Origin of the sequence: Thioalkalivibrio paradoxus ARh 1 (assembly GCF_000227685.2) — a bacterium.
Taxonomy (GTDB): domain Bacteria; phylum Pseudomonadota; class Gammaproteobacteria; order Ectothiorhodospirales; family Ectothiorhodospiraceae; genus Thioalkalivibrio; species Thioalkalivibrio paradoxus.
Genome location: NZ_CP007029.1, coordinates 2,811,359 through 2,830,484 on the forward strand (window position 1 = coordinate 2,811,359; position 19,126 = coordinate 2,830,484).

Below are 19,126 nucleotides of genomic sequence, written 5' to 3' on the forward strand. Positions count from 1 at the left end.
AGCCGCGGGATGTTACCGGCCGGGCGCGCCCAAATCAACCGCCCCCGCGACGAGCGCTTCGCGGATCGCGCTCGAAATCCGCTCTGCGGCGGCGACGATCTGGCCGTTGTCCTGGCCCTCCACCATTACCCGCACCAGCGGCTCGGTGCCCGAGGGACGCAGCAGCACCCGCCCGTTTTGCGCCAGCTCCGCCAGCACCTCGTCCATCGCGGCGCGCACGGGAGGCGCTTCCAACACCTCGGCGGCAGACCCTTCGACCGGAACATTGATCAGCACCTGGGGCAGTTTCTGAATCACCTGGCGCAGCTCGGACAATGGCCGTCCGGTCCGGTGAATCAGATGAGCGATGCGCAGCGCCGCGACGGTCCCATCCCCGGTCGTGGTATGGCCCAGGCAGACGATGTGGCCGGACCCCTCGCCACCCAGCTGCCAGCCGTTGCGGCGCAGCTCCTCGAGCACGTAGCGGTCCCCTACCCGGGCGCGGACGAACGGAATGCCCGCAGCACCCAACGCCAGCTCGAGCCCCAGGTTGGACATCTGCGTCCCCACCACGCCCCCGTCGAACCCGCCGTTGCCCGGATCGGTCAGCGCCAGGATTCCGAGAATCTCGTCACCGTCGACGATTTCGCCCCGCTCGTCGGCAAGGATCACGCGATCGCCGTCGCCGTCGAGCGCAACCCCCAGATCAGCGCCGCCGGCCACCACGCGCTGTGCCACCGCGTCCGGATACAGCGCGCCGCAGTCGGCGTTGATGTTGTAGCCGTCGGGACGGGTTCCAAGGGTGTCGACGTCGGCACCGAGTTCGGCGAACACCTGCGGGGTCACGTTGTAGGTCGCGCCATGCGCGCAGTCGACCACGACCCGCAGTCCGCGCAGCTGCGACCGCGCGGGGATCGCGCTCTTGCAGAATTCGATGTACCGGCCGGCCGCATCCTTGACGCGTTCGGCCTTGCCCAGGTTGCGCGAATCGAGCTGGCCCAGCGGCCGTTCCAGGCGCTCCTCGATCGCCTGCTCCAGCGCATCGGGCAACTTGTCGCCATCGGGGGTAAAGAACTTGAAGCCGTTGTCTTCGTACGGGTTGTGCGAGGCACTGATCACCACACCCGCCGCGGCACGAAAGGTTCGCGTCAGGTACGCGACCGCAGGCGTCGGCATCGGGCCCAGCAATGCGATGTCGGTCCCGGCTGCCGACAGGCCTGCCTCGAGCGCGGACTCGAACATGTAACCGGAAACACGGGTGTCCTTGCCCACCAGCACCGGCCCGGAACTCTGCCGCCCCAGCACCTCGCCGACCGCATAGCCCAGCTGCAGCGCAAAGTCCGGCGTCATCGGCCAGCGGCCGGTGCGGCCACGAATCCCGTCGGTCCCGAAATATTTCCCCATTTGTCATCCCTCCCCTGTCGTCGGCGGGCCGACCGTCCGGCCCAGTGCCCGCTGCACCGCAAGCGCGTCCGCAGTCGCCGCCACATCGTGTACCCTCACGATCCGGGCGCCGTACCCTGCCGCCAGCGCGGCGGCGACCGCACTCGCGGTGACCCGACCCTCCACCGGCCGATCTCCCAGAATTGCGCCGAGCATCGACTTGCGCGAGACGCCGACCAGTACCGGGTATCCCAGCGACACCAGTTCCGCAAGCCCGCGGAACAGCGCCACGTTGTGTTCCAGCGTCTTGCCGAATCCGAACCCGGGATCGAGCACGATACGGTCGGCCGGCACGCCAAGCCCGCGCAGCGCCGATGCCCGCTCCGCCAGGAATCCGCATACCTCGCGCAGGACGTCGTCATAACGGGGTTCCCGCTGCATCGAACGGGGCGTGCCCCGCATATGCATCACGCAGATCGCTGCCGCGCTGTCCGCAGCCGCCGCCAACGCACCGGGCGCGCGCAGACCGTTCACGTCGTTGATCAGGCCGGCGCCGGCCGCGACCGCTGCACGCATCACCTCGGGCTTGCTGGTGTCGATCGACAGCGGCACCGGGAGCGCTGCGCGCAACGCGGTCAGCACCGGGATCACCCGCCGCAGTTCTTCCTCGAACGGGACCGGTTCCGAACCGGGGCGGGTGGACTCGCCGCCGACGTCGATGATGTCCGCACCGGCCTCGACCATCGCCCGGGCGTGCGCCACCGCGGCCTCCGGTTCGAGAAAGCGGCCTCCGTCGGAGAACGAGTCCGGCGTCACGTTCAGCACGCCCATGATCCGGGGGCGATCGAGACGCAGGCGCCGGCCGGAACAGTCGAGGGTCAGCGAAACAGGCATCGCGGGATGGTAATGGAAATTCACGCAAAAAGGGCCACGCGGGCAGAACCCGGGTGGCCCTGGTGCCGCGATCGCCGCGTCAGGCCTGCGGCGCCGGCCCTCCGACCACGCCCGTGTCGGGCCGTTCGCCCGGCGCGGGGTCGGGGGACGACGAACCGGAATCCGGTCGGCCGGGAGGCTCGTCGTCCTTCCAGTCGCTCGGCGGCCGCGGCGTCCGCCCTTCCATGATGTCGGTGATCTGGGGCTCGTCGATCGTCTCGTACTTGACCAGCGCCTGCGCCATCGCGTGCAGCTTGTCCATGTTGTCGGTCAGGATCGCCTTCGCCCGCTCGTAGCTGCTGTCGATGATCCGGCGGACCTCCTCGTCGATCGCATGCGCGGTCTCGTCGGACATGTGCTTGGTCTGGGTGACCTGACGGCCGAGGAACACCTCGTTCTCGTCCTCGCTGTACGTCAGCGGCCCGAGCCGGTCGGAAAGACCCCACTTGGTCACCATGTTGCGCGCGATCATCGTCGCCCGCTCGATGTCGTTGGAGGCCCCGGTCGTGACCCGGTCGAGGCCGAAGATCAGCTCCTCGGCGATGCGTCCGCCGAACAGGCTCGCGATCTGACTCTCCAGCCGCGTCTTCGAATGGCTGTAGCGATCCTCCTCGGGAAGGAACATCGTGACCCCGAGCGCGCGGCCACGCGGGATGATGCTCACCTTGTACACCGGGTCGTGCTCGGGGACAGTGCGTCCGACGATCGCATGCCCTGCCTCGTGGTAGGCGGTCAGTTTCTTCTCGTCCTCGCTCATCACCATCGACCGGCGCTCGGCGCCCATCATGATCTTGTCCTTCGCGCGCTCGAAATCAGACATGTCGACCGTGCGCTTGCCGGCCCGGGCCGCGAACAGCGCCGCCTCGTTGACCAGGTTCGCGAGATCGGCGCCGGAGAAACCCGGCGTACCCCGCGCGATCACCGTCGGCCGGACGTCGTCGGACAGCGGCACCTTGCGCATGTGCACCTTCAGGATCTGCTCGCGCCCGCGCACATCCGGCGCCGGCACCACGACCTGCCGGTCGAACCGGCCCGGGCGCAGCAGCGCCGGGTCGAGCACGTCCGGGCGGTTGGTCGCGGCGATCACGATCACGCCCTCGTTGCCCTCGAAGCCGTCCATTTCGACCAGCAGCTGGTTCAGCGTCTGCTCGCGCTCGTCGTGACCGCCGCCGAGGCCAGCGCCGCGATGGCGGCCGACCGCGTCGATCTCATCGATGAAGATGATGCACGGCGCGTGTTTCTTCGCGGTGTCGAACATGTCGCGCACCCGCGACGCGCCGACGCCGACGAACATCTCGACGAAGTCGGAACCCGAAATGGTGAAGAACGGCACCTTGGCCTCGCCGGCGATCGCCTTGGCGAGCAGCGTCTTGCCGGTACCGGGCGAACCGACCATCAGCACGCCGCGCGGGATCTTGCCGCCGAGCTTCTGGAACTTGGAAGGATCGCGCAGGAAGTCCACGAGTTCCGAGACCTCGTCCTTGGCTTCGTCGCAGCCGGCGACATCGGCGAAGGTCACCTTGACCTGGTCCTCCGACATCATCTTGGCCTTGCTCTTGCCGAAGGACATCGCGCCCCGCCCCCCGGCGCCCCCACCCTGCATCTGACGCATGAAGTAGATCCAGACCGCGATCAGCAGCAGCATCGGGAACCAGCTGATCAGCACGTCCATCAGCACCGAACGCCGCTGCGGCTCCTGGGCGCGGATCTCGACGTTGTTCGCGAGCAGGTCACCGATCAGGCCAGGATCGTTGGGGCTCTCGGTGCGGAACGAACGCCCCTCGATGGTCGTGCCCCGGATCGTGGTCCCCTCGATCGTCACGCTCTCGATTCGCCCTCCCTTCACGTCACTGAGGAACGACGAGTAGGTCATCGCGCGGGTTTCCTGCTGCGGTTCCGGGCTGAAGTTGTTGAACACGGACATCAGCACGACCGCGATCACCGCCCAGATCACCAGGTTCTTTACCAGGCCATTCAAAATGCCACCTCGAAATCGCTGAGTTCGCTGATGCGAACGTTACACATCCCGCAGCTCCCGCGCCAATACATACACTTCCCGTGACCGCGGGCGCGACGCCTCGGGCTTGCGCACCACCACACGGCGAAACCGCAGGCGAAGCTCGCGCAGGTAGTCGTCGGAACCCTGCCCTTGGAACAGTTTGACGAGAAAATCTCCATTCGGTTTCAGCACACGGAGCGCAAGGTCGAGCGCCAGCTCGCACAGGTGGATCGCGCGCGGCTGGTCGACGGCATCCGTTCCGGAGAGATTGGGGGCCATATCGGAAAGTACAAGGTCTGCCGGTTCATCGCCAAGCGCTTCGAGAATCCGTTCCAGCACCGCATTCTCGCGAAAGTCGCCGGTGACGATGCTGACCCCGGGAATCGGGTCCATCGGCAGGATATCCGACGCCACGATACGCCCGGTGGGTCCAACCCGGTCCGCCGCGTACTGGCTCCACCCCCCCGGCGCAGCACCCAGATCGACCACGCGCAAGCCTCGGTGCAGCAGACGGTCGCGCCGATCGATCTCCTCGAGCTTGAAGACCGCGCGCGAGCGATACCCCTGCTGCTGGGCGCGCGCGACGAACCGGTCGTCGAAATGTTCCTTCAGCCAGCGCTGGCTGGACTTGCTGCGTTTCGGCATCGTGCCCCTTTCGGACCTGCGCGAAAGCCATGCTACACTCCGCGCAATCCCAAGCGGTATCCTCCCGAGATAGTGAACCTCACCGAACCGCAGCGACGGCTGCTGCGCAGCCTGGCGCACCCGCGCAAACCCATCGTGACCATCGGCCGCAACGGTCTCACCGACTCGGTGCTGGCCGAACTCGAGCGGGCGCTGAAGCATCATGAACTGGTCAAGGTCAAGGTCAATATCGGAGACCGCGAGGGCCGCAACGCCGCGGTCAGCGCCCTCTGCGACCGGACCGGAGCCGAATTGGTGCAGCGCATCGGTTTTGTCGCGACGCTGTTCCGGCGCAATGCCGAACACCCGGTGATCAGCCTGGGCCCCTCGGTCAGTTGACGTAGCGAACCTCCAGGATTTCGTACTCGAGCGCCCCACCCGGTGCGTTCACGGTCACCAGGTCGCCTTCCTCGCGCCCGATCAGCGCCCGCGCGATCGGCGAGCTGACCGAAATCATTCCCTGCTTGATGTCGGCCTCGTCGTCGCCGACGATCCGGTAGGTCGCGGGCGTTCCGTCCTCGGTGCCCTCGAGCAGCACGGTCACGCCGAACACGACTTTCCCGGTCTTCGGCAGCGCGGTGACGTCGATGACCTGGGCGTTCGACAGCTTGCCCTCGATCTCGCGGATACGCCCCTCGATGAAGCTCTGCTGTTCGCGCGCAGCATGGTACTCGGCGTTCTCCTTCAGGTCGCCGTGCGCGCGGGCTTCGGCGATCGCGTTCACCACGCGTGGCCGATCGACGGTTTTCAACCGGCGCAGTTCCTCCTTCAGCTTCTCCGCGCCGGTCACGGTCAAGGGCGTCTTGCTCATGCCTCACTCCTTCCCCGCAGGGCCTCGTCGTGCAGATCCTGCAGTCGAAACACGTTCTCGAATTCCAGATGATCCAGCGCCTGCACGGTCGCGAGCGCGCCGGCGATCGTGGTCGTGTAGCTGACCTTGTGCATCAGGGCCTCGCGCCGGATCGTGTACGAATCCGCCGTCGCCTGCTTGCCTTCCACGGTGTTCACGATGAAGCTGATCTCGTCGTTCTTGATCATGTCGACGATATGCGGGCGGCCCTCGGTGACCTTGTTCACCACCGTCACCTCGACGCCCTGCTCCTGCAGAAACGCCGCGGTACCGCGGGTCGCCAGCACCTCGAAGCCCAGTTCGCCGAGCCGGCGGCCCACCTTGGCCAGCGCGGAACTCTTGTCGATGTCGCGCACCGACACGAACGCCTTGCCGCGCGCCGGCAGACGCACGCCGGCGCCGAGCTGGCTCTTCGCGAACGCCTCGGCGAAACTGCGGCCGACGCCCATCACCTCGCCGGTCGACTTCATCTCCGGCCCGAGGATCGGATCGACGCCCGGGAACTTCGCGAACGGGAACACCGCCTCCTTCACCGCATAGTAGTCCGGCCGCACCGGCGCGTGCAGATCCTGCGACTTCAGGCTCTGGCCCGCCATGCAGCGGGCCGCGATCTTCGCAAGTGGCAGACCGACCACCTTGGACACGAACGGCACCGTGCGCGAAGCGCGCGGGTTGACCTCCAGCACGAAGATGTTGTCGCCCTGGATCGCAAACTGCGTGTTCATCAGGCCGACGACCTTCAGCCCCAGCGCCATCCGACGGACCTGCTCGGCCATCTCGTCCTGCAGGTGGTCGGGCAACGAGAACGGCGGCAGCGAGCAGGCGGAATCGCCGGAATGCACGCCGGCCTGTTCGATGTGTTCCATGATGCCGCCGATGAACACATCCTGGCCGTCGCAGATCGCGTCGACGTCGACCTCGATCGCATCGTCGAGGAAGCGGTCGAGCAACACCGGGGCGTCGTTGGAGACCGACACCGCGTCGCGCATGTAGCGCTTCAGATCGCTCTCGTCGCGCACGATCTCCATCGCGCGCCCGCCGAGCACGTACGACGGCCGCACCACCAGCGGATAGCCGATCTCGGCCGCGAGCTTTTCGGCCTCGTCCTCGCTGCGCGCGGTGCGGTTCGGCGGTTGGCGCAAGTCCAGCTTCTGCAGCAGATGCTGGAAGCGCTCGCGGTCCTCGGCCAGGTCGATCGAGTCCGGCGAGGTGCCGATGATCGGCACGCCGGCCGCCTCGAGGTCGCGCGCGAGCTTCAGCGGCGTCTGCCCGCCGTACTGCACGATCACGCCCTTGGGCTGCTCGACCGCGACCACCTCGAGCACGTCCTCGAGCGTCAGCGGCTCGAAGTACAGCCGGTCCGAAGTGTCGTAGTCGGTGGACACGGTCTCCGGGTTGCAGTTGACCATGATGGTCTCGTAACCATCCTCGCGCATCGCCAGCGCCGCGTGCACGCAGCAGTAGTCGAACTCGATGCCCTGCCCGATCCGGTTCGGCCCGCCGCCGAGCACCATGATCTTCTCGCGGTCGGTCGGCTCGGCCTCGTTCTCTTCCTCGTAGGTCGAGTACAGGTACGCGGTGGTCGTCGCGAACTCGGCCGCGCAGGTGTCCACGCGCTTGTACACCGGATGCACGCCGAGGGCGTGGCGTTGCTTGCGCACTGCTTTCTCGGTCTCGTTCAACAGCCGCGCCAGGCGCCGATCGGAGAAACCGCGGCGCTTCAGGTCGAACAGCTCGGCAGCGCTCAGGTCATTCAGGAAACGGTCGCGCACACCGCGCTCGATCTCGATCAGCTGGTGAACCTGCGCCAGGAACCAGCGGTCGATCGCGGTCAGCGCGAACACGTCCTCGATGCTGAGGCCCGCCCGGAAGGCATCGGCGACATTGAATACGCGCTCCGGGCCCGGGTTCGCCAGCAAGGTGCGCAGCCGCTCGACGACGTCGTCGGCGTTCAGGTCGACTTTCTCGTCGAGCCCGTCGACGCCGATCTCGAGCCCGCGCAGCGCCTTCTGCAAGGACTCCTGGAAGGTGCGGCCGATCGCCATCACCTCGCCGACCGACTTCATCTGCGTCGTCAGGCGCGCCTGCGCCTGCGGAAACTTCTCGAAGGTGAAGCGCGGGATCTTGGTGACGACATAGTCGATCGACGGCTCGAACGACGCCGGAGTCAGGCCGCCGGTGATCTCGTTGCGCAGTTCATCCAGCGTGTAACCCACCGCGAGTTTCGCCGCGACTTTCGCGATCGGGAAACCAGTCGCCTTTGACGCCAACGCCGACGAGCGCGAGACACGCGGGTTCATCTCGATCACGATCAGCCGGCCGTCGTCGGGATTCACCGCGAACTGCACGTTGGAACCGCCGGTCTCGACGCCGATCTTGCGCAGCACCGCGATCGAGGCGTTGCGCAGGATCTGGTATTCCTTGTCGGTCAGCGTCTGCGCCGGCGCGACGGTGATCGAATCGCCGGTGTGCACGCCCATCGGGTCGAAGTTCTCGATCGAGCAGATGATGATGCAGTTGTCCGCCTGATCACGGACGACCTCCATCTCGAACTCTTTCCAGCCCAGCACCGATTCCTCGAGCAGCACCTCGTTGGTCGGCGACAGGTCGAGACCGCCCTTCACGATCTCCTCGAACTCCTCACGGTTGTAGGCAATGCCACCGCCGGAGCCGCCAAGCGTGAACGAAGGCCGGATGATCACCGGGAAGCCGATTTCGGGCTGCACCTTCTGCGCATCTTCCCAGCTGTGGGCGATGAACGCCGTCGGCGTCGCCAGCCCGATCTCGGTCATCGCCTGGCGAAAGCGGTCGCGATCCTCGGCCATGTCGATCGCGTCCTCGTTCGCGCCGATCAGCTCGACACCGTATTGCTCCAGCACACCCTGCTTGGCAAGATCCAGCGCACAGTTCAGCGCGGTCTGCCCGCCCATCGTCGGCAGCAGCGCGTCCGGCCGTTCCTTCTCGATCACGCGCGCGACCACGCGCCAGTCGACCGGTTCGATGTACACCGCGTCGGCCATCTCCGGGTCGGTCATGATCGTCGCCGGGTTGGAGTTCACCAGAATCACCCGGAAGCCTTCCTCGCGCAGCGCCTTGCAGGCCTGCGCCCCCGAGTAGTCGAACTCGCAGGCCTGGCCGATCACGATCGGACCGGCGCCGAGGATCAGCACGCTCTGGATATCGGTACGCTTGGGCATGACAGGGCAGCTCCGGGGTGTCGGATTCGGGTGGGGCCTGCGCAGCGGTTTCAGCCGCGCGCGGTACGCATCGCGGCAATGAACTCGTCGAAGCCGGGGGCCACGTCGTGGGGCCCGGGGCTCGCCTCGGGATGGCCCTGGAAACCGAACGCCGGGCAGTCGCTGCGGGCGATCCCCTGCAGCGAGCCGTCGAACAGCGAACGGTGGGTGGCCACCAGGGTTTCGGGAAGGTTGGCCTCATCGACCGCGAAGCCATGATTCTGGCTGGAAATCATCACCCGGCCGCTGCGCAGGTCCTGGATCGGGTGGTTCGCGCCGTGGTGGCCGAACTTCATCTTGACCGTGCTGGCTCCGCTCGCGAGCCCGAGCAGCTGGTGCCCGAGGCAGATGCCGAACACCGGGCGCTTCTCCGCGCAGAATCGGCGGATAGTCGCGATCGCGTAGTCGCAGGGCTCCGGATCACCGGGACCGTTCGAAAGGAAGATCCCGTCGGGTTCGAGCGCCAGCGCGTCGTCGGCCGGGGTCTCGGCCGGCACCACGGTCACGCGGCAGCCACGGCCCACCAGCATGCGCAGGATGTTGTGCTTGATGCCGAAATCGTACGCGACCACGTGAAATTCGGCCTGGTCGGGCGGCAACTGCGGCGCCGGGCCGTCGAGCCTCCAGGGACCGTCCAGCCACTCGTAGCGGTTCGCGGTACTGACCTCGCGCGCCAGATCCATCCCCTTGATGCCCGGGAACGCGCGCGCCTGTTCCAGCGCCCGGCCGGTATCGACCTCGCCGCCCTGCAGGCAGGCATTCTGTGCCCCCTTCTCGCGCAGGATCCGCGTCAGCCGGCGGGTATCGATGCCCGCGATCGCGACGACGCCGTGGCGCATCAGGAAGTCGGGCAGCGACTCGCGGCTGCGCCAGTTGCTGACCAGCGGCGGCACATCGCGCACGATCAGCCCGGCCGCGTGCACTTTGGCCGACTCATCGTCCTCGGGGGTGGTGCCGACGTTGCCGATGTGCGGGTAGGTCAGCGTCACGATCTGGCGGGCATAGGAGGGGTCGGTCAGGATCTCCTGATAGCCGGTCATCGAGGTGTTGAACACGACCTCGCCGACCGTCTCGCCGGCCGCCCCCACCGACTGGCCATGAAACACGGTTCCGTCTTCGAGGACGAGCACAGCGGGCGCGGACACGGCAACCTCCAGAGACTGGCCTGAGCGGGAGCCGCCGCCGGAATTCGGCGGCGGCGGGGTACGTCATTGGGATGCGTTCAGTGTACGCGAGGCCATAAACGCGGTCCAACGCCCCGCCCCGGGAACCCGGAAGCGGTCAGGGTTCCTGCGGGAAAAGGCCGACATAGGCAACGCCGGCGCGCGGCTCGGCCATCATCGGCGCGACCGCGTCACGCCAGGCACGGTAGTGGGGGGTGTCCTTGTGTGCCTGGGCATCGGCCGCACTCGCGTAGGCTTCGTACAGCACGAAGCGCGCCGGATCCGCGGCATCGCGCAGCACGTCGAAGCGGCGATTGCCCGGTTCGCATGTGGACGCGAGGTGGTTCTCGCGCGTCGCCGCGATGAAGGCATCGGCGCATTCCGCCTTCACATGAACGTAGACCAGGGTAACGTACATCGGGGTTCTCCCTATCCGGTTTCCAGAGTGCGTCGCAACCGCAGGACCGGGCCCCGGCGTCAGCGCAGGCCCAGCACGTCCTGCATATCGTAGAGGCCGGGCGGCTGTGTGCTGAGCCACACCGCCGCACGCACCGCACCCGAGGCGAAGGTCTGCCGGCTGCTGGCGCGGTGAGTGATTTCCACGCGCTCGCCGTCCGCAGCGAACAGCGCCGTGTGTTCGCCGACGATGTCGCCCGCCCGGACCGTGGCGAAACCGATGGTACGCCGGTCGCGGGCGCCGGTCTGGCCCTCGCGACCATACACCGCATCGGTTTCCAGATCCCGCCCAAGCGTGTCCGCGACGATACGCCCCAGCCGCAGCGCAGTACCGGAGGGCGCATCCACCTTGTGCCGGTGGTGGGCCTCGATGATCTCGATGTCCACCGAATCGCCGAGCACCCTGGCGGCCAGTTCCACCAGCTTGAAGGTCAGGTTCACGCCGACGCTCATGTTCGGGGCGAACACCACCGGAACGGCCTCCGCGGCCCTCTCCAATTGCGCCTGCTGCGCCGCCGAGAGCCCGGTGGTTCCGACCACCAGCCGCTTGCCAACTGCCCGGCACAGCGCCGCGTGTTCCGCGGTGGCCTCGGGTTGCGTGAAATCGATCAGCACATCGAAGGCATCGGCGACGGAGGCCAGGTCCGCAACCACTTGCACGCCCGTGGCCTGCGCGGCCGGCGACTGCCCCAGCAGCCGGCTCCCGGCCCGCTCGCTCGCGGCGCCCAACTGGGCATCGGGGTGTTCCGTTACCGCCTGCAACAGGGCCTGGCCCATGCGCCCCCCCACTCCCGCGATCGCGATCCGCGTCATTGCCGTCTCCCTGTCCGTCCTACCGTTGAAAGCGCCCCAAGGGTAACGTGAAACAACCCGCGTCGCGCCCCGGGTGTCCCGTAGGGCGGAAGAGCGCAGCGTCATCCGCCGTGCGGCGTTCGGAGCGCCCCTGCGCGCCCGCGGCAACCCCGGCGCGGGAATGGCGGATGACGGCCTTCGGCCTCTTCCGCCCTACCGTTGAAAGCGCCCCAAGGGTAACGTGAAAGTCGCGACCATGGCCGAGCCCCTGTGGGAGCGTGCCTTGCACGCGAACGCGCCGCAGACGCGCCTGGCGCTGGCGACCCACCCAACGCCGTTTCGCGAGCGAGGCTCGCCTCAAGGCGGTCGATTCCAGCGTGGCGGCCCACCCAAACGCCGACGCGCCTCCCGGTTCACCGGGTCCCGGTGCGCAGCATCCCGGCCACGGACACCAGCGCGCCCACAGCCGCCAGCAGCGCGGCGAAAACATAGACCGACGCGGGGCCGACGCCATCCCAGAGGTAGCCGCTGCCCAACGCGCCGACGGCGCCGCCCAGCCCGAAGCTGAGCGACGAATAGAGTGCCTGGCCACGGCCCTGCAGCCGCCCGGGGAAGTAGACATGGATCAGCGAGATCGCCGCCGCATGGTAGACGCCGTAGCTGGCTGCATGCAGCAGCTGGATGAACAACAGGGCCGGAAGCGTCTCCGGCACCAGGGCCAGCAGCCACCAGCGCAGCGTGGTCAGCAGCAACGCCAGCGTGATCAGCACCCAGGCCCCGAAGCGCAGGATCAGGCGCGGCATGACCAGGAACAGCAACACCTCGGCAGCCACGCCCAGTGCCCACAACTGCCCCGCGACCGCGCGGCTGAACCCCTGTTCCTCGACGTACAGCGTGAAAAACGCATAGTACGGACCGTGGCTGGCCTGCATGAAGAAACAGGCGGCCAGCAGTGCAATCACCTCCGGGCGCCTCAGCACCGCGGCCAGCGGCCGCATGCCGTCTCCGGAGTGGTCGGCCTCGCGGGGTTCGCGCACTTGCAAGGAGGTCAGATACAACCCGGCGAGCAGCGCCAGCACGATCCAGGGCAGCCAACCCAGCGCGACCCGGCCGAGCAGCCAGCCGAGCGCCGCCACCGCCACGATGAATCCGACCGAACCCCAGAGGCGCACCAGCGCGTAGCGATGGCTGTCGCGCCCCAGCGTCCGCAGCGTGACCGCCTCGAACTGCGGCAGGATCGCGTTCCAGAAAAAACTGAACACGGCCATCACCGCCGCCAGCCACCAGTACCCGGAGTGCAGCAGCACGGCGGCGAAGCCCACCAGCGCCGCCAGCGCGCCCCAGCGGATGATCGGCATCCGCACACCGGATCGGTCGGCGAGCCAGCCCCAGACGTTCGGTGCAACGATCTTCGTCGCCAGCACGATCGCCATCAATTCGCCGATCTGCGCCCCGGTGAACCCGCGCTCGGCGAGGTAGGGGCCCCAGTAGGGCATGAACGCCCCGATGCTGGCGAAATAGAAAAAATAGAAGCTGGACAGACGGACGTGCGGGGTCACAGGTTCAGACCGATACGGATGGCGAGGATACGCAAGCCCTGGCCGCCTGTCGGATTCGGGCCGCTACGGAGCCACGCGCACCCTTCGGCCGCGATGGAGCGCGGCATCCCGATGCAGGAGCCGCCAGCCGACCGGGTTGCCCGACGCAACGCTGGGGCGTCCGGCGATGGGACCGGCTGGCGGACCTTCCCCATGGCCCACTGGAGCCGCCCGAGGGAGAGCGGGCGGGACGCGTAGCGGACCGGCCGCGCGCAGCGACGCACAAACCCGCCGACTCGCGGAACGCCGGGTTGGCGGCCGAGAGCTCAGCGATTCAGGATTCCCCCGGATCCATGGCGCCACGCGCAGGAACTTCGGCATAGGCCGGGATGCCGGTGTCGACATCGGCGTTCTGGGCGCGATGGCGCAGCGCATGGTCCATCAGCACCAATGCCAGCATCGCCTCGGCGATCGGCGTCGCACGGATTCCGACACAGGGATCGTGCCGCCCCCGGGTCACGACCTCCACCGCTTCCCCGGAGGTGTTCACCGTGCGCCCGGGCAGGCGGATGCTCGACGTCGGCTTCAGCGCGATGCTCACACGCACCGCCTGCCCGGACGAGATCCCGCCGAGCACACCACCGGAATGGTTGCTCAGAAACCCCTCGGGCGTCATTTCGTCGCGGTGCTCGGTTCCGCGCTGCGCGACCACCCCGAAACCGTCACCGATCTCAACGCCCTTCACCGCGTTGATGCTCATCATCGCGTGGGCGATGTCGGCGTCGAGCCGGTCGAAGATCGGTTCGCCCCAGCCGGGCGGCACGCCACGCGCCTCGACGTCGACGCGCGCACCGACCGAATCGCCCGATTTGCGCAGCGCATCCATGTACTCCTCGAGTTCCGGCACGCGCGCGGGGTCGGGCGCAAAGAAGGGGTTCGAGTCGATCGCCGACGGATCCCGGAATTCGATCGGGATCGGCCCCAGCTGCGACAGCCAGCCGCGGATCTCCACGCCATAGCGGTGGCGCAGATACCGTTTCGCGATGCCGCCGGCTGCCACGCGCATCGCGGTCTCGCGGGCCGAGCTGCGACCGCCTCCGCGGTAGTCGCGCACACCGTATTTCTGATGGTAGGTATAGTCCGCATGCCCCGGACGGAACCGGTCCATGATTTCGCTGTAGTCCTTCGAACGCTGGTCGACGTTCTCGATCAGCAGACCGATCGGCGCCCCGGTCGTCTGCCCCTCGAAAACCCCGGACAGAATGCGCACGCGGTCGGGTTCCCGGCGCTGGGTGGTGTGCCGCGATTGCCCGGGCCGACGCCGGTCCAGGTCGTGCTGCAGGTCGGCCTCGGTCAGCGGCAGACCTGGCGGGCAGCCGTCGACGACGGCCCCGAGCGCCGGCCCGTGGCTCTCGCCAAAGCCGGTGACGACGAAGAGTTTTCCGAAGCTGTTTCCAGACATCGGCGTAGTGTAGCCCGAGCGAGCGCGCGAGGGTATCGGCGCGCGGGTGTGCGCGCACCCCGCGCGGTCGCCGTCCCGTGTTCGGCCAGAGATAAGCGCCCCGATCGTACCGGCCCGGTGTTTGCGGCCCACGAAGACCGATCCCCCACGGTCGATCGGCCACCCAAGCCACCGGCAGGAGCACTATAGTTCCTGTTGCAGTTCCTGTTGCCAAGACCCGGGCTCGCGCAACCCGGGCGTCGCGATCGCACCCGACCGGAGGACACCTTGTCCGCAGCCACCCTTAAACGCATTGCACCCCACGAGGCTTTCGAACGGCTGCAGCAGCGGCCACGCGACCTGCTGGTGGATATCCGTTCCACGATGGAATACCTGTTCGTCGGCCACCCGGTGGGCGCGGTGCACATCCCCTGGATCGACGAGCCGGACTGGGTCGAGAACCCCCAGTTCGTGGCACAGGTGCGCAAGCTGCTGCTCGGAGGCGTCGGGGACGAAGGCGAGGACGCGCCGGCCATCTATCTGATCTGCCGCAGTGGCAAGCGCTCGCTGGTTGCGGGCCAGACGCTGATCGAGGCGGGCATCGAAAACGTGTATTCGGTCGACGAGGGCTTCGAGGGCCCGCTGGATACCGAGCATCACCGTTCGACGACGTCGGGCTGGCGCTTCCGGGGTCTGCCCTGGGAGCAGTGCTGACCTGCGCCCGTAGCCGGCGACGCCGGTGGCCCCGTGGGGGTCCGGTGCCCATCGAGCCCGGCCGGCTGCGGCGGAGCACGGCGGACCGGTGCAGGGATGGCGCGCTACGAAGCCGCAGGCAACTGGTCGTGGGTCAACAGGAACACCCCTTCGCCGCCGCCTTCGAACTCGAGCCAGGTGAACGGGAGATCCGGAAAAGCGGCCTCGAGCGCCGGCTGGCTGTTGCCCACCTCGACGATCAGCACGCCCCCCGGATGCAGGCGGGACCGGGCGCCCGCGAGGATACGGCGGACGATATCGAGCCCGTCGGCCCCGGCGGCAAGCCCCAGCGCCGGTTCCTGCCGGTACTCCGGCGCAAGGGCCGCCATCTCCGCGGCATCGACATACGGCGGGTTGGAGACGATCAGGTCGAAACCGATGCCCTCCTCCAGCGCGGAAAACACGTCGCTCTGCACGAGTCGGGTGCGCGCCTCGAGCCCGTGCCGGCGCACGTTCTCGCGCGCGACCGCGAGCGCGTCCCGCGACAGGTCCGACAGCCAGACCTCCGCTTCGGGCAAGACCGCGGCGGCGGCCAGCCCGATACAGCCACTGCCGGCACACAGGTCGAGCACCCGGCGCACGCGGTCCGGCTCCAGCCACGGGCTGAATCCTGCGGCGATCAGTTCCGCGATCGGTGACCGCGGCACCAGCACACGCTCGTCCACGTAGAACGGCATCCCCATGAACCAGGCCTCGCGCGTGATATAGGCGGCGGGCCGGCGGCTGTTCACCCGTTCCCGCAACACCGCTTCGACACGCAGCCGTTCCGAAGGCGTCAGGCGACTGTCCCACCAGGATTCGGGCAGATCCAGCGGCAGCGCCAGGCTGTGCAGAACCAGCCACGCGGCCTCGTCGAACGCGTTATCGGTACCGTGCCCGAACGTCAGGCCCGCGGCCCGGAACTGGCTGGCGCCGAAACGGATGAAGTCGCGAATGCTGCGAAGGTCTGCGGCGGAATCCATGGCAACGGTCAGGGCGCGCGGCCACTACCCCTGGCCCCGAAAGGCGCATGCGGCACGCGCAGCGCCCCGTTCACATTCTCGCGCGCAAGGCGCCCTGAACAGGCGCAGCCGGCCACGGAAAGCACGGAAACGCACCGGCAATCCATGGAGCCCATCAGGCTTCCCCTGTGTTGCGCGTCTTTCCGTAGTGGACTCTCAACGGGACTATGCTCCGCAACGGTTTCGGAAACAGGGGATCGGCGACCATGCCACCCAGGCAATTCCTAGCGCCTGCGGCCGGCTCGCGCCGACTGTGCCACACTCTACAACAAATTCTCGGCGCAAGGACGCCGGTCGGCACGCGCGCCGGGGGCCGCGGGGCGCCAACGGCCGCCGCCGGGACGCGGGAACACCCATCCAAGAGGCTAGATCGTTCATACTAGGAACATCGGGATCCACCGCCGCCCGGATCCTGTCCACCGGCATACGACCCGGCCGCCCCTGGTATCGGCCGGAAGCTGGAACAGTCAGGGCCGGATGGGGCGGTTGCGCGCGGAAAGCTTGATGATCAACTCCATCAACGTGCTGTTCATCACTCAAAGCCCGGACACGGCCGGGCAGGTGATCGGTTGTATCCGTTTCCGCGGCCGTGCGGTTCGTCCAAAACAGGCCGGCAACCGACGGGATCTCGAACGACTGCTGCAGAGCTACCGCTTCGATGTGGTCCTGTTGGTCGACAATGACCTGGATCTGGCCCTGGAGGATGTGACCCGGGCACTGCAGCAGAGTGGACGTCAGACCCCGATCATCGTGCTCACCGACCGACCCGAAGCCCAACGGCTGGAGGACATCGACGCGGGTGCGTTCAGCGCGGTCGGATCCCAGTGCCACGACATGGCTGCAGCCATGACCCTGAAGGCGGTCGATCACCTGCAGCGTACGCGCGAACTCCACCACCTGCGGACCCTGCTCCGGGAAGCCGACCGGCGGTACCTGCTGATGCTGGACGCCTCGCGCTATCCGATTGCGTGTTTTCACCGCGGCGCCGCGATCTATGCCAACGAGGCTTGGCGCGAGCGGTTCGAGATCAGTCTCACCGAAAGCCTCGATGCGATCGCACTGCAGGATCTCGTCGTGCCGGAACAGCGCGAGATCCTGAACCAGTTGCTCGACGCACGGGAGGGTGAACCCGAAGCACTGGAAACCTGCGAGACCCTGGCCATGCGTACCCGGCGCGGGCACAGCTTTGAGGCTGACATCGTACTGACCGGAACGATCATCGACGGCAACCCGTGCATCGTGGTCCATCTGGGAACTGCCGACGCAGGGGCCGTGCTGGAACCACCCCCCGGCGCCCAGCGGATACACTCGCAGGCCCGTCCACCCCCACCTGAGATCGGTGTCGACACTGGCGAGGATCCGCTGGAAACGGTCCCGATCCTCGCGCGGCGCGCGAGCCCGGTAAACGAACCCGACCCCGAAGCGTCTCCGGTGCCGACGCCGACCCAGACATCGACGCCAGAGCGGCAACCGGCATCAGTGCAGGAAACACCGCCTCCAGCGGATCGCACACCGGAAGCGGCCCCGGATTCGCCTTACCCCGCGCGCGAGGAGACCCTGGCGGAGACCCTCGACGAGCAGGCATCCGCGTTCCCGTGGCCCGCAGACGCCGGGACGGGGACGGGTGCTGCTTCTACGGTCGAGCCGAAGCCGCCGCGGCACGCGGAACTGATTGGTCACGACCGCTTCCTGCGGATCCTGGAGGAACGGATGGTCGCCGCTTCCCGATCCGAACAGCCCCTTGCGGTCGCCGTCCTGCTCCCTGACGGCGATGGCCAGGCGGCCACCGGCACCGACGCGGACACAATCGCCGAGCGGCTCGCTGAACTCTTCCCGCCTCCCGCGACACTGGCCAAACTGGACGCGGGGGAGTACGCGATCCTGGTGCCCGAGACCCGCCGTCCCGCGCTTGAATCCCGACTCGATGCGCTGATGGGTGCAGACAGCGAGGGGACTTTCGACCTTGATACGGTCGCGTTGTCCTGCGGTGTGGCGCTGGCCGACGATTCCGGACCCGAGGCCAGCCAACTGCTGCAACGCGCTCGCCAGGCGCTCGCGGAATCCCGGGACGCCGGCGGCGGCCGCTATCGCTTTCACGTACCGGCCGCCGCCCGGGAGACCCGGCCGGAGGCCGATGCCATCTGGAAGTCCCGGATCCACGACGCGATGGGCAACGACCGGCTGCGGCTGCTGTTCCAGCCGATTGTGAGCTTGCACGGAACCCAGATCCCCCGGTACAGCGTGTTCGTCCGACTCAAGGGGCCCGGCGGCGAGACATACGAGCCCGCCGATTTCATGCCTGCCGCCGAGCGCACCGGCGTCGCCGCACCCTTGGACCGCTGGATCATCCGCCACGCCCTCGCCACGCTGGCCAGCCATTTGCAGCGCGACTCCCGCATCGCCTTCTTCGTGAAGCTGAGCCAGGGCTCGCTGGACGGTGAACCAGTGGTGGAATGGCTACGGCGTTTCCTGGATCGCTACCGGGTGCCTGCCGGGAACGTAGTGGTCGAATTCAAGGAAGCGACGGTTCTGACTCAGCTGGAGATGGCCATGGCAACGGCCCGAGGGCTGCGCGAACTGGGGGTGGGCCTGTGCCTCGGCGATTTCGGCAACGGGCTCGATCCATTCCGGATTCTGCAGCGAATCGATGCCGGGTTCATCAAGCTGGACGGAGCCTACGTACAGAACCTGGCCGAAAACGACGCTTCGCAGAACACGGTACGCGATTTCACCGAGACCGCCCACGCCGACGGGCGCCAGGTGATCGTACCGTTCGTTGAGGACGCGGCGACGCTGACCGTGCTGTTCGGTCTCGGTGCCAACCTGGTGCAGGGCCATTTCGTGCAGCCGCCGAGCGAGGATCTCGACTTCGATTTCGTGCAGGGATTCTGAGCGGCGTTGCGATATCGCGCCCCGCG

15 protein-coding genes are annotated in these 19,126 nt (G+C 67.7%); 3 read left to right on the top strand and 12 right to left on the bottom strand.

Annotated elements, in window-relative coordinates:
* Positions 1 to 12: 12 nt before the first annotated feature.
* From glmM to rlmE, 4 genes are all read right to left on the bottom strand, one after another.
* Positions 13 to 1,383 carry a phosphoglucosamine mutase gene (gene glmM / locus THITH_RS12595; RefSeq protein WP_006748493.1) on the bottom strand — a complete coding sequence of 457 codons (1,371 nt, stop codon included), beginning with the start codon at positions 1,381 to 1,383 and terminating at the stop codon, positions 13 to 15.
* A 3-nt stretch (positions 1,384 to 1,386) separates the two neighbouring features.
* Positions 1,387 to 2,256, bottom strand: coding sequence for a dihydropteroate synthase (gene folP / locus THITH_RS12600; RefSeq protein WP_006748494.1), 870 nt, complete (start codon positions 2,254 to 2,256; stop codon positions 1,387 to 1,389).
* Between the two features lie 79 nt (positions 2,257 to 2,335).
* Complete coding sequence (gene ftsH / locus THITH_RS12605; RefSeq protein ID WP_006748495.1) at positions 2,336 to 4,273, bottom strand: ATP-dependent zinc metalloprotease FtsH; 1,938 nt, start codon at positions 4,271 to 4,273, stop codon at positions 2,336 to 2,338.
* Between the two features lie 39 nt (positions 4,274 to 4,312).
* Positions 4,313 to 4,939, bottom strand: coding sequence for a 23S rRNA (uridine(2552)-2'-O)-methyltransferase RlmE (gene rlmE, locus THITH_RS12610; RefSeq protein WP_006748496.1), 627 nt, complete (start codon positions 4,937 to 4,939; stop codon positions 4,313 to 4,315).
* 72 nt (positions 4,940 to 5,011) lie between these two features.
* Between rlmE and yhbY the strand changes: the two genes are divergently transcribed.
* A complete protein-coding gene (yhbY, locus tag THITH_RS12615) occupies positions 5,012 to 5,317 on the top strand; it encodes a ribosome assembly RNA-binding protein YhbY (protein WP_006748497.1) in 306 nt (101 codons plus the stop codon).
* On the opposite strand, the gene greA is transcribed toward yhbY, so the two are convergent.
* The 7 genes from greA to aroC form a co-directional block, all read right to left on the bottom strand.
* Positions 5,310 to 5,789, bottom strand: coding sequence for a transcription elongation factor GreA (gene greA / locus THITH_RS12620; protein ID WP_006748498.1), 480 nt, complete (start codon positions 5,787 to 5,789; stop codon positions 5,310 to 5,312). The two genes, yhbY and greA, sit on opposite strands and share 8 nt — an antisense overlap.
* On the bottom strand, positions 5,786 to 9,025 hold the full coding sequence (gene carB / locus THITH_RS12625; protein ID WP_006748499.1) for a carbamoyl-phosphate synthase large subunit: 3,240 nt from the start codon (positions 9,023 to 9,025) through the stop codon (positions 5,786 to 5,788). Before carB ends, greA begins: the two co-directional genes overlap by 4 nt.
* A 50-nt stretch (positions 9,026 to 9,075) precedes the next feature.
* Positions 9,076 to 10,209, bottom strand: coding sequence for a glutamine-hydrolyzing carbamoyl-phosphate synthase small subunit (gene carA / locus THITH_RS12630; protein ID WP_006748500.1), 1,134 nt, complete (start codon positions 10,207 to 10,209; stop codon positions 9,076 to 9,078).
* A gap of 136 nt (positions 10,210 to 10,345) precedes the next feature.
* Positions 10,346 to 10,645, bottom strand: a complete 300-nt coding sequence (locus tag THITH_RS12635; RefSeq protein WP_006748501.1) for an antibiotic biosynthesis monooxygenase — start codon at positions 10,643 to 10,645, stop codon at positions 10,346 to 10,348.
* A 59-nt stretch (positions 10,646 to 10,704) separates the two neighbouring features.
* Entirely contained in the window at positions 10,705 to 11,496 is a 792-nt protein-coding gene (gene dapB / locus THITH_RS12640; RefSeq protein ID WP_006748502.1) for a 4-hydroxy-tetrahydrodipicolinate reductase, read from the bottom strand.
* A gap of 392 nt (positions 11,497 to 11,888) precedes the next feature.
* Positions 11,889 to 13,034: an MFS transporter gene (locus THITH_RS12645; protein ID WP_006748503.1), complete on the bottom strand. Its 1,146-nt coding sequence runs from the start codon at positions 13,032 to 13,034 to the stop codon at positions 11,889 to 11,891.
* Between the two features lie 313 nt (positions 13,035 to 13,347).
* The gene (aroC, locus tag THITH_RS12650; protein WP_006748504.1) at positions 13,348 to 14,475 is read right to left on the bottom strand and encodes a chorismate synthase; all 1,128 of its coding nucleotides are present in this window, start codon (positions 14,473 to 14,475) and stop codon (positions 13,348 to 13,350) included.
* 267 nt (positions 14,476 to 14,742) lie between these two features.
* Between aroC and THITH_RS12655 the strand changes: the two genes are divergently transcribed.
* Entirely contained in the window at positions 14,743 to 15,168 is a 426-nt protein-coding gene (locus THITH_RS12655; protein ID WP_006748505.1) for a rhodanese-like domain-containing protein, read from the top strand.
* A gap of 104 nt (positions 15,169 to 15,272) precedes the next feature.
* Here the strand turns inward: THITH_RS12655 and prmB are convergent, their stop codons facing one another.
* A complete protein-coding gene (prmB, locus tag THITH_RS12660) occupies positions 15,273 to 16,169 on the bottom strand; it encodes a 50S ribosomal protein L3 N(5)-glutamine methyltransferase (protein WP_006748506.1) in 897 nt (298 codons plus the stop codon).
* Between the two features lie 543 nt (positions 16,170 to 16,712).
* Here prmB and THITH_RS17175 point away from each other — a divergent pair.
* Positions 16,713 to 19,100, top strand: a complete 2,388-nt coding sequence (locus THITH_RS17175; protein WP_025367548.1) for an EAL domain-containing protein — start codon at positions 16,713 to 16,715, stop codon at positions 19,098 to 19,100.
* Positions 19,101 to 19,126: the final 26 nt, after the last annotated feature.

Bases quoted from the DNA above. Each gene is read 5' to 3' on its own strand.
- glmM (WP_006748493.1), bottom strand. From the start codon at position 1,383: ATGGGGAAATATTTCGGGACCGACGGGATTCGTGGCCGCACCGGCCGC.
- folP (WP_006748494.1), bottom strand. From the start codon at position 2,256: ATGCCTGTTTCGCTGACCCTCGACTGTTCCGGCCGGCGCCTGCGTCTC.
- rlmE (WP_006748496.1), bottom strand. From the start codon at position 4,939: ATGCCGAAACGCAGCAAGTCCAGCCAGCGCTGGCTGAAGGAACATTTC.
- greA (WP_006748498.1), bottom strand. From the start codon at position 5,789: ATGAGCAAGACGCCCTTGACCGTGACCGGCGCGGAGAAGCTGAAGGAG.
- carB (WP_006748499.1), bottom strand. From the start codon at position 9,025: ATGCCCAAGCGTACCGATATCCAGAGCGTGCTGATCCTCGGCGCCGGT.
- THITH_RS12635 (WP_006748501.1), bottom strand. From the start codon at position 10,645: ATGTACGTTACCCTGGTCTACGTTCATGTGAAGGCGGAATGCGCCGAT.
- dapB (WP_006748502.1), bottom strand. From the start codon at position 11,496: ATGACGCGGATCGCGATCGCGGGAGTGGGGGGGCGCATGGGCCAGGCC.
- aroC (WP_006748504.1), bottom strand. From the start codon at position 14,475: ATGTCTGGAAACAGCTTCGGAAAACTCTTCGTCGTCACCGGCTTTGGC.
- prmB (WP_006748506.1), bottom strand. From the start codon at position 16,169: ATGGATTCCGCCGCAGACCTTCGCAGCATTCGCGACTTCATCCGTTTC.
- THITH_RS17175 (WP_025367548.1), top strand. From the start codon at position 16,713: ATGATCAACTCCATCAACGTGCTGTTCATCACTCAAAGCCCGGACACG.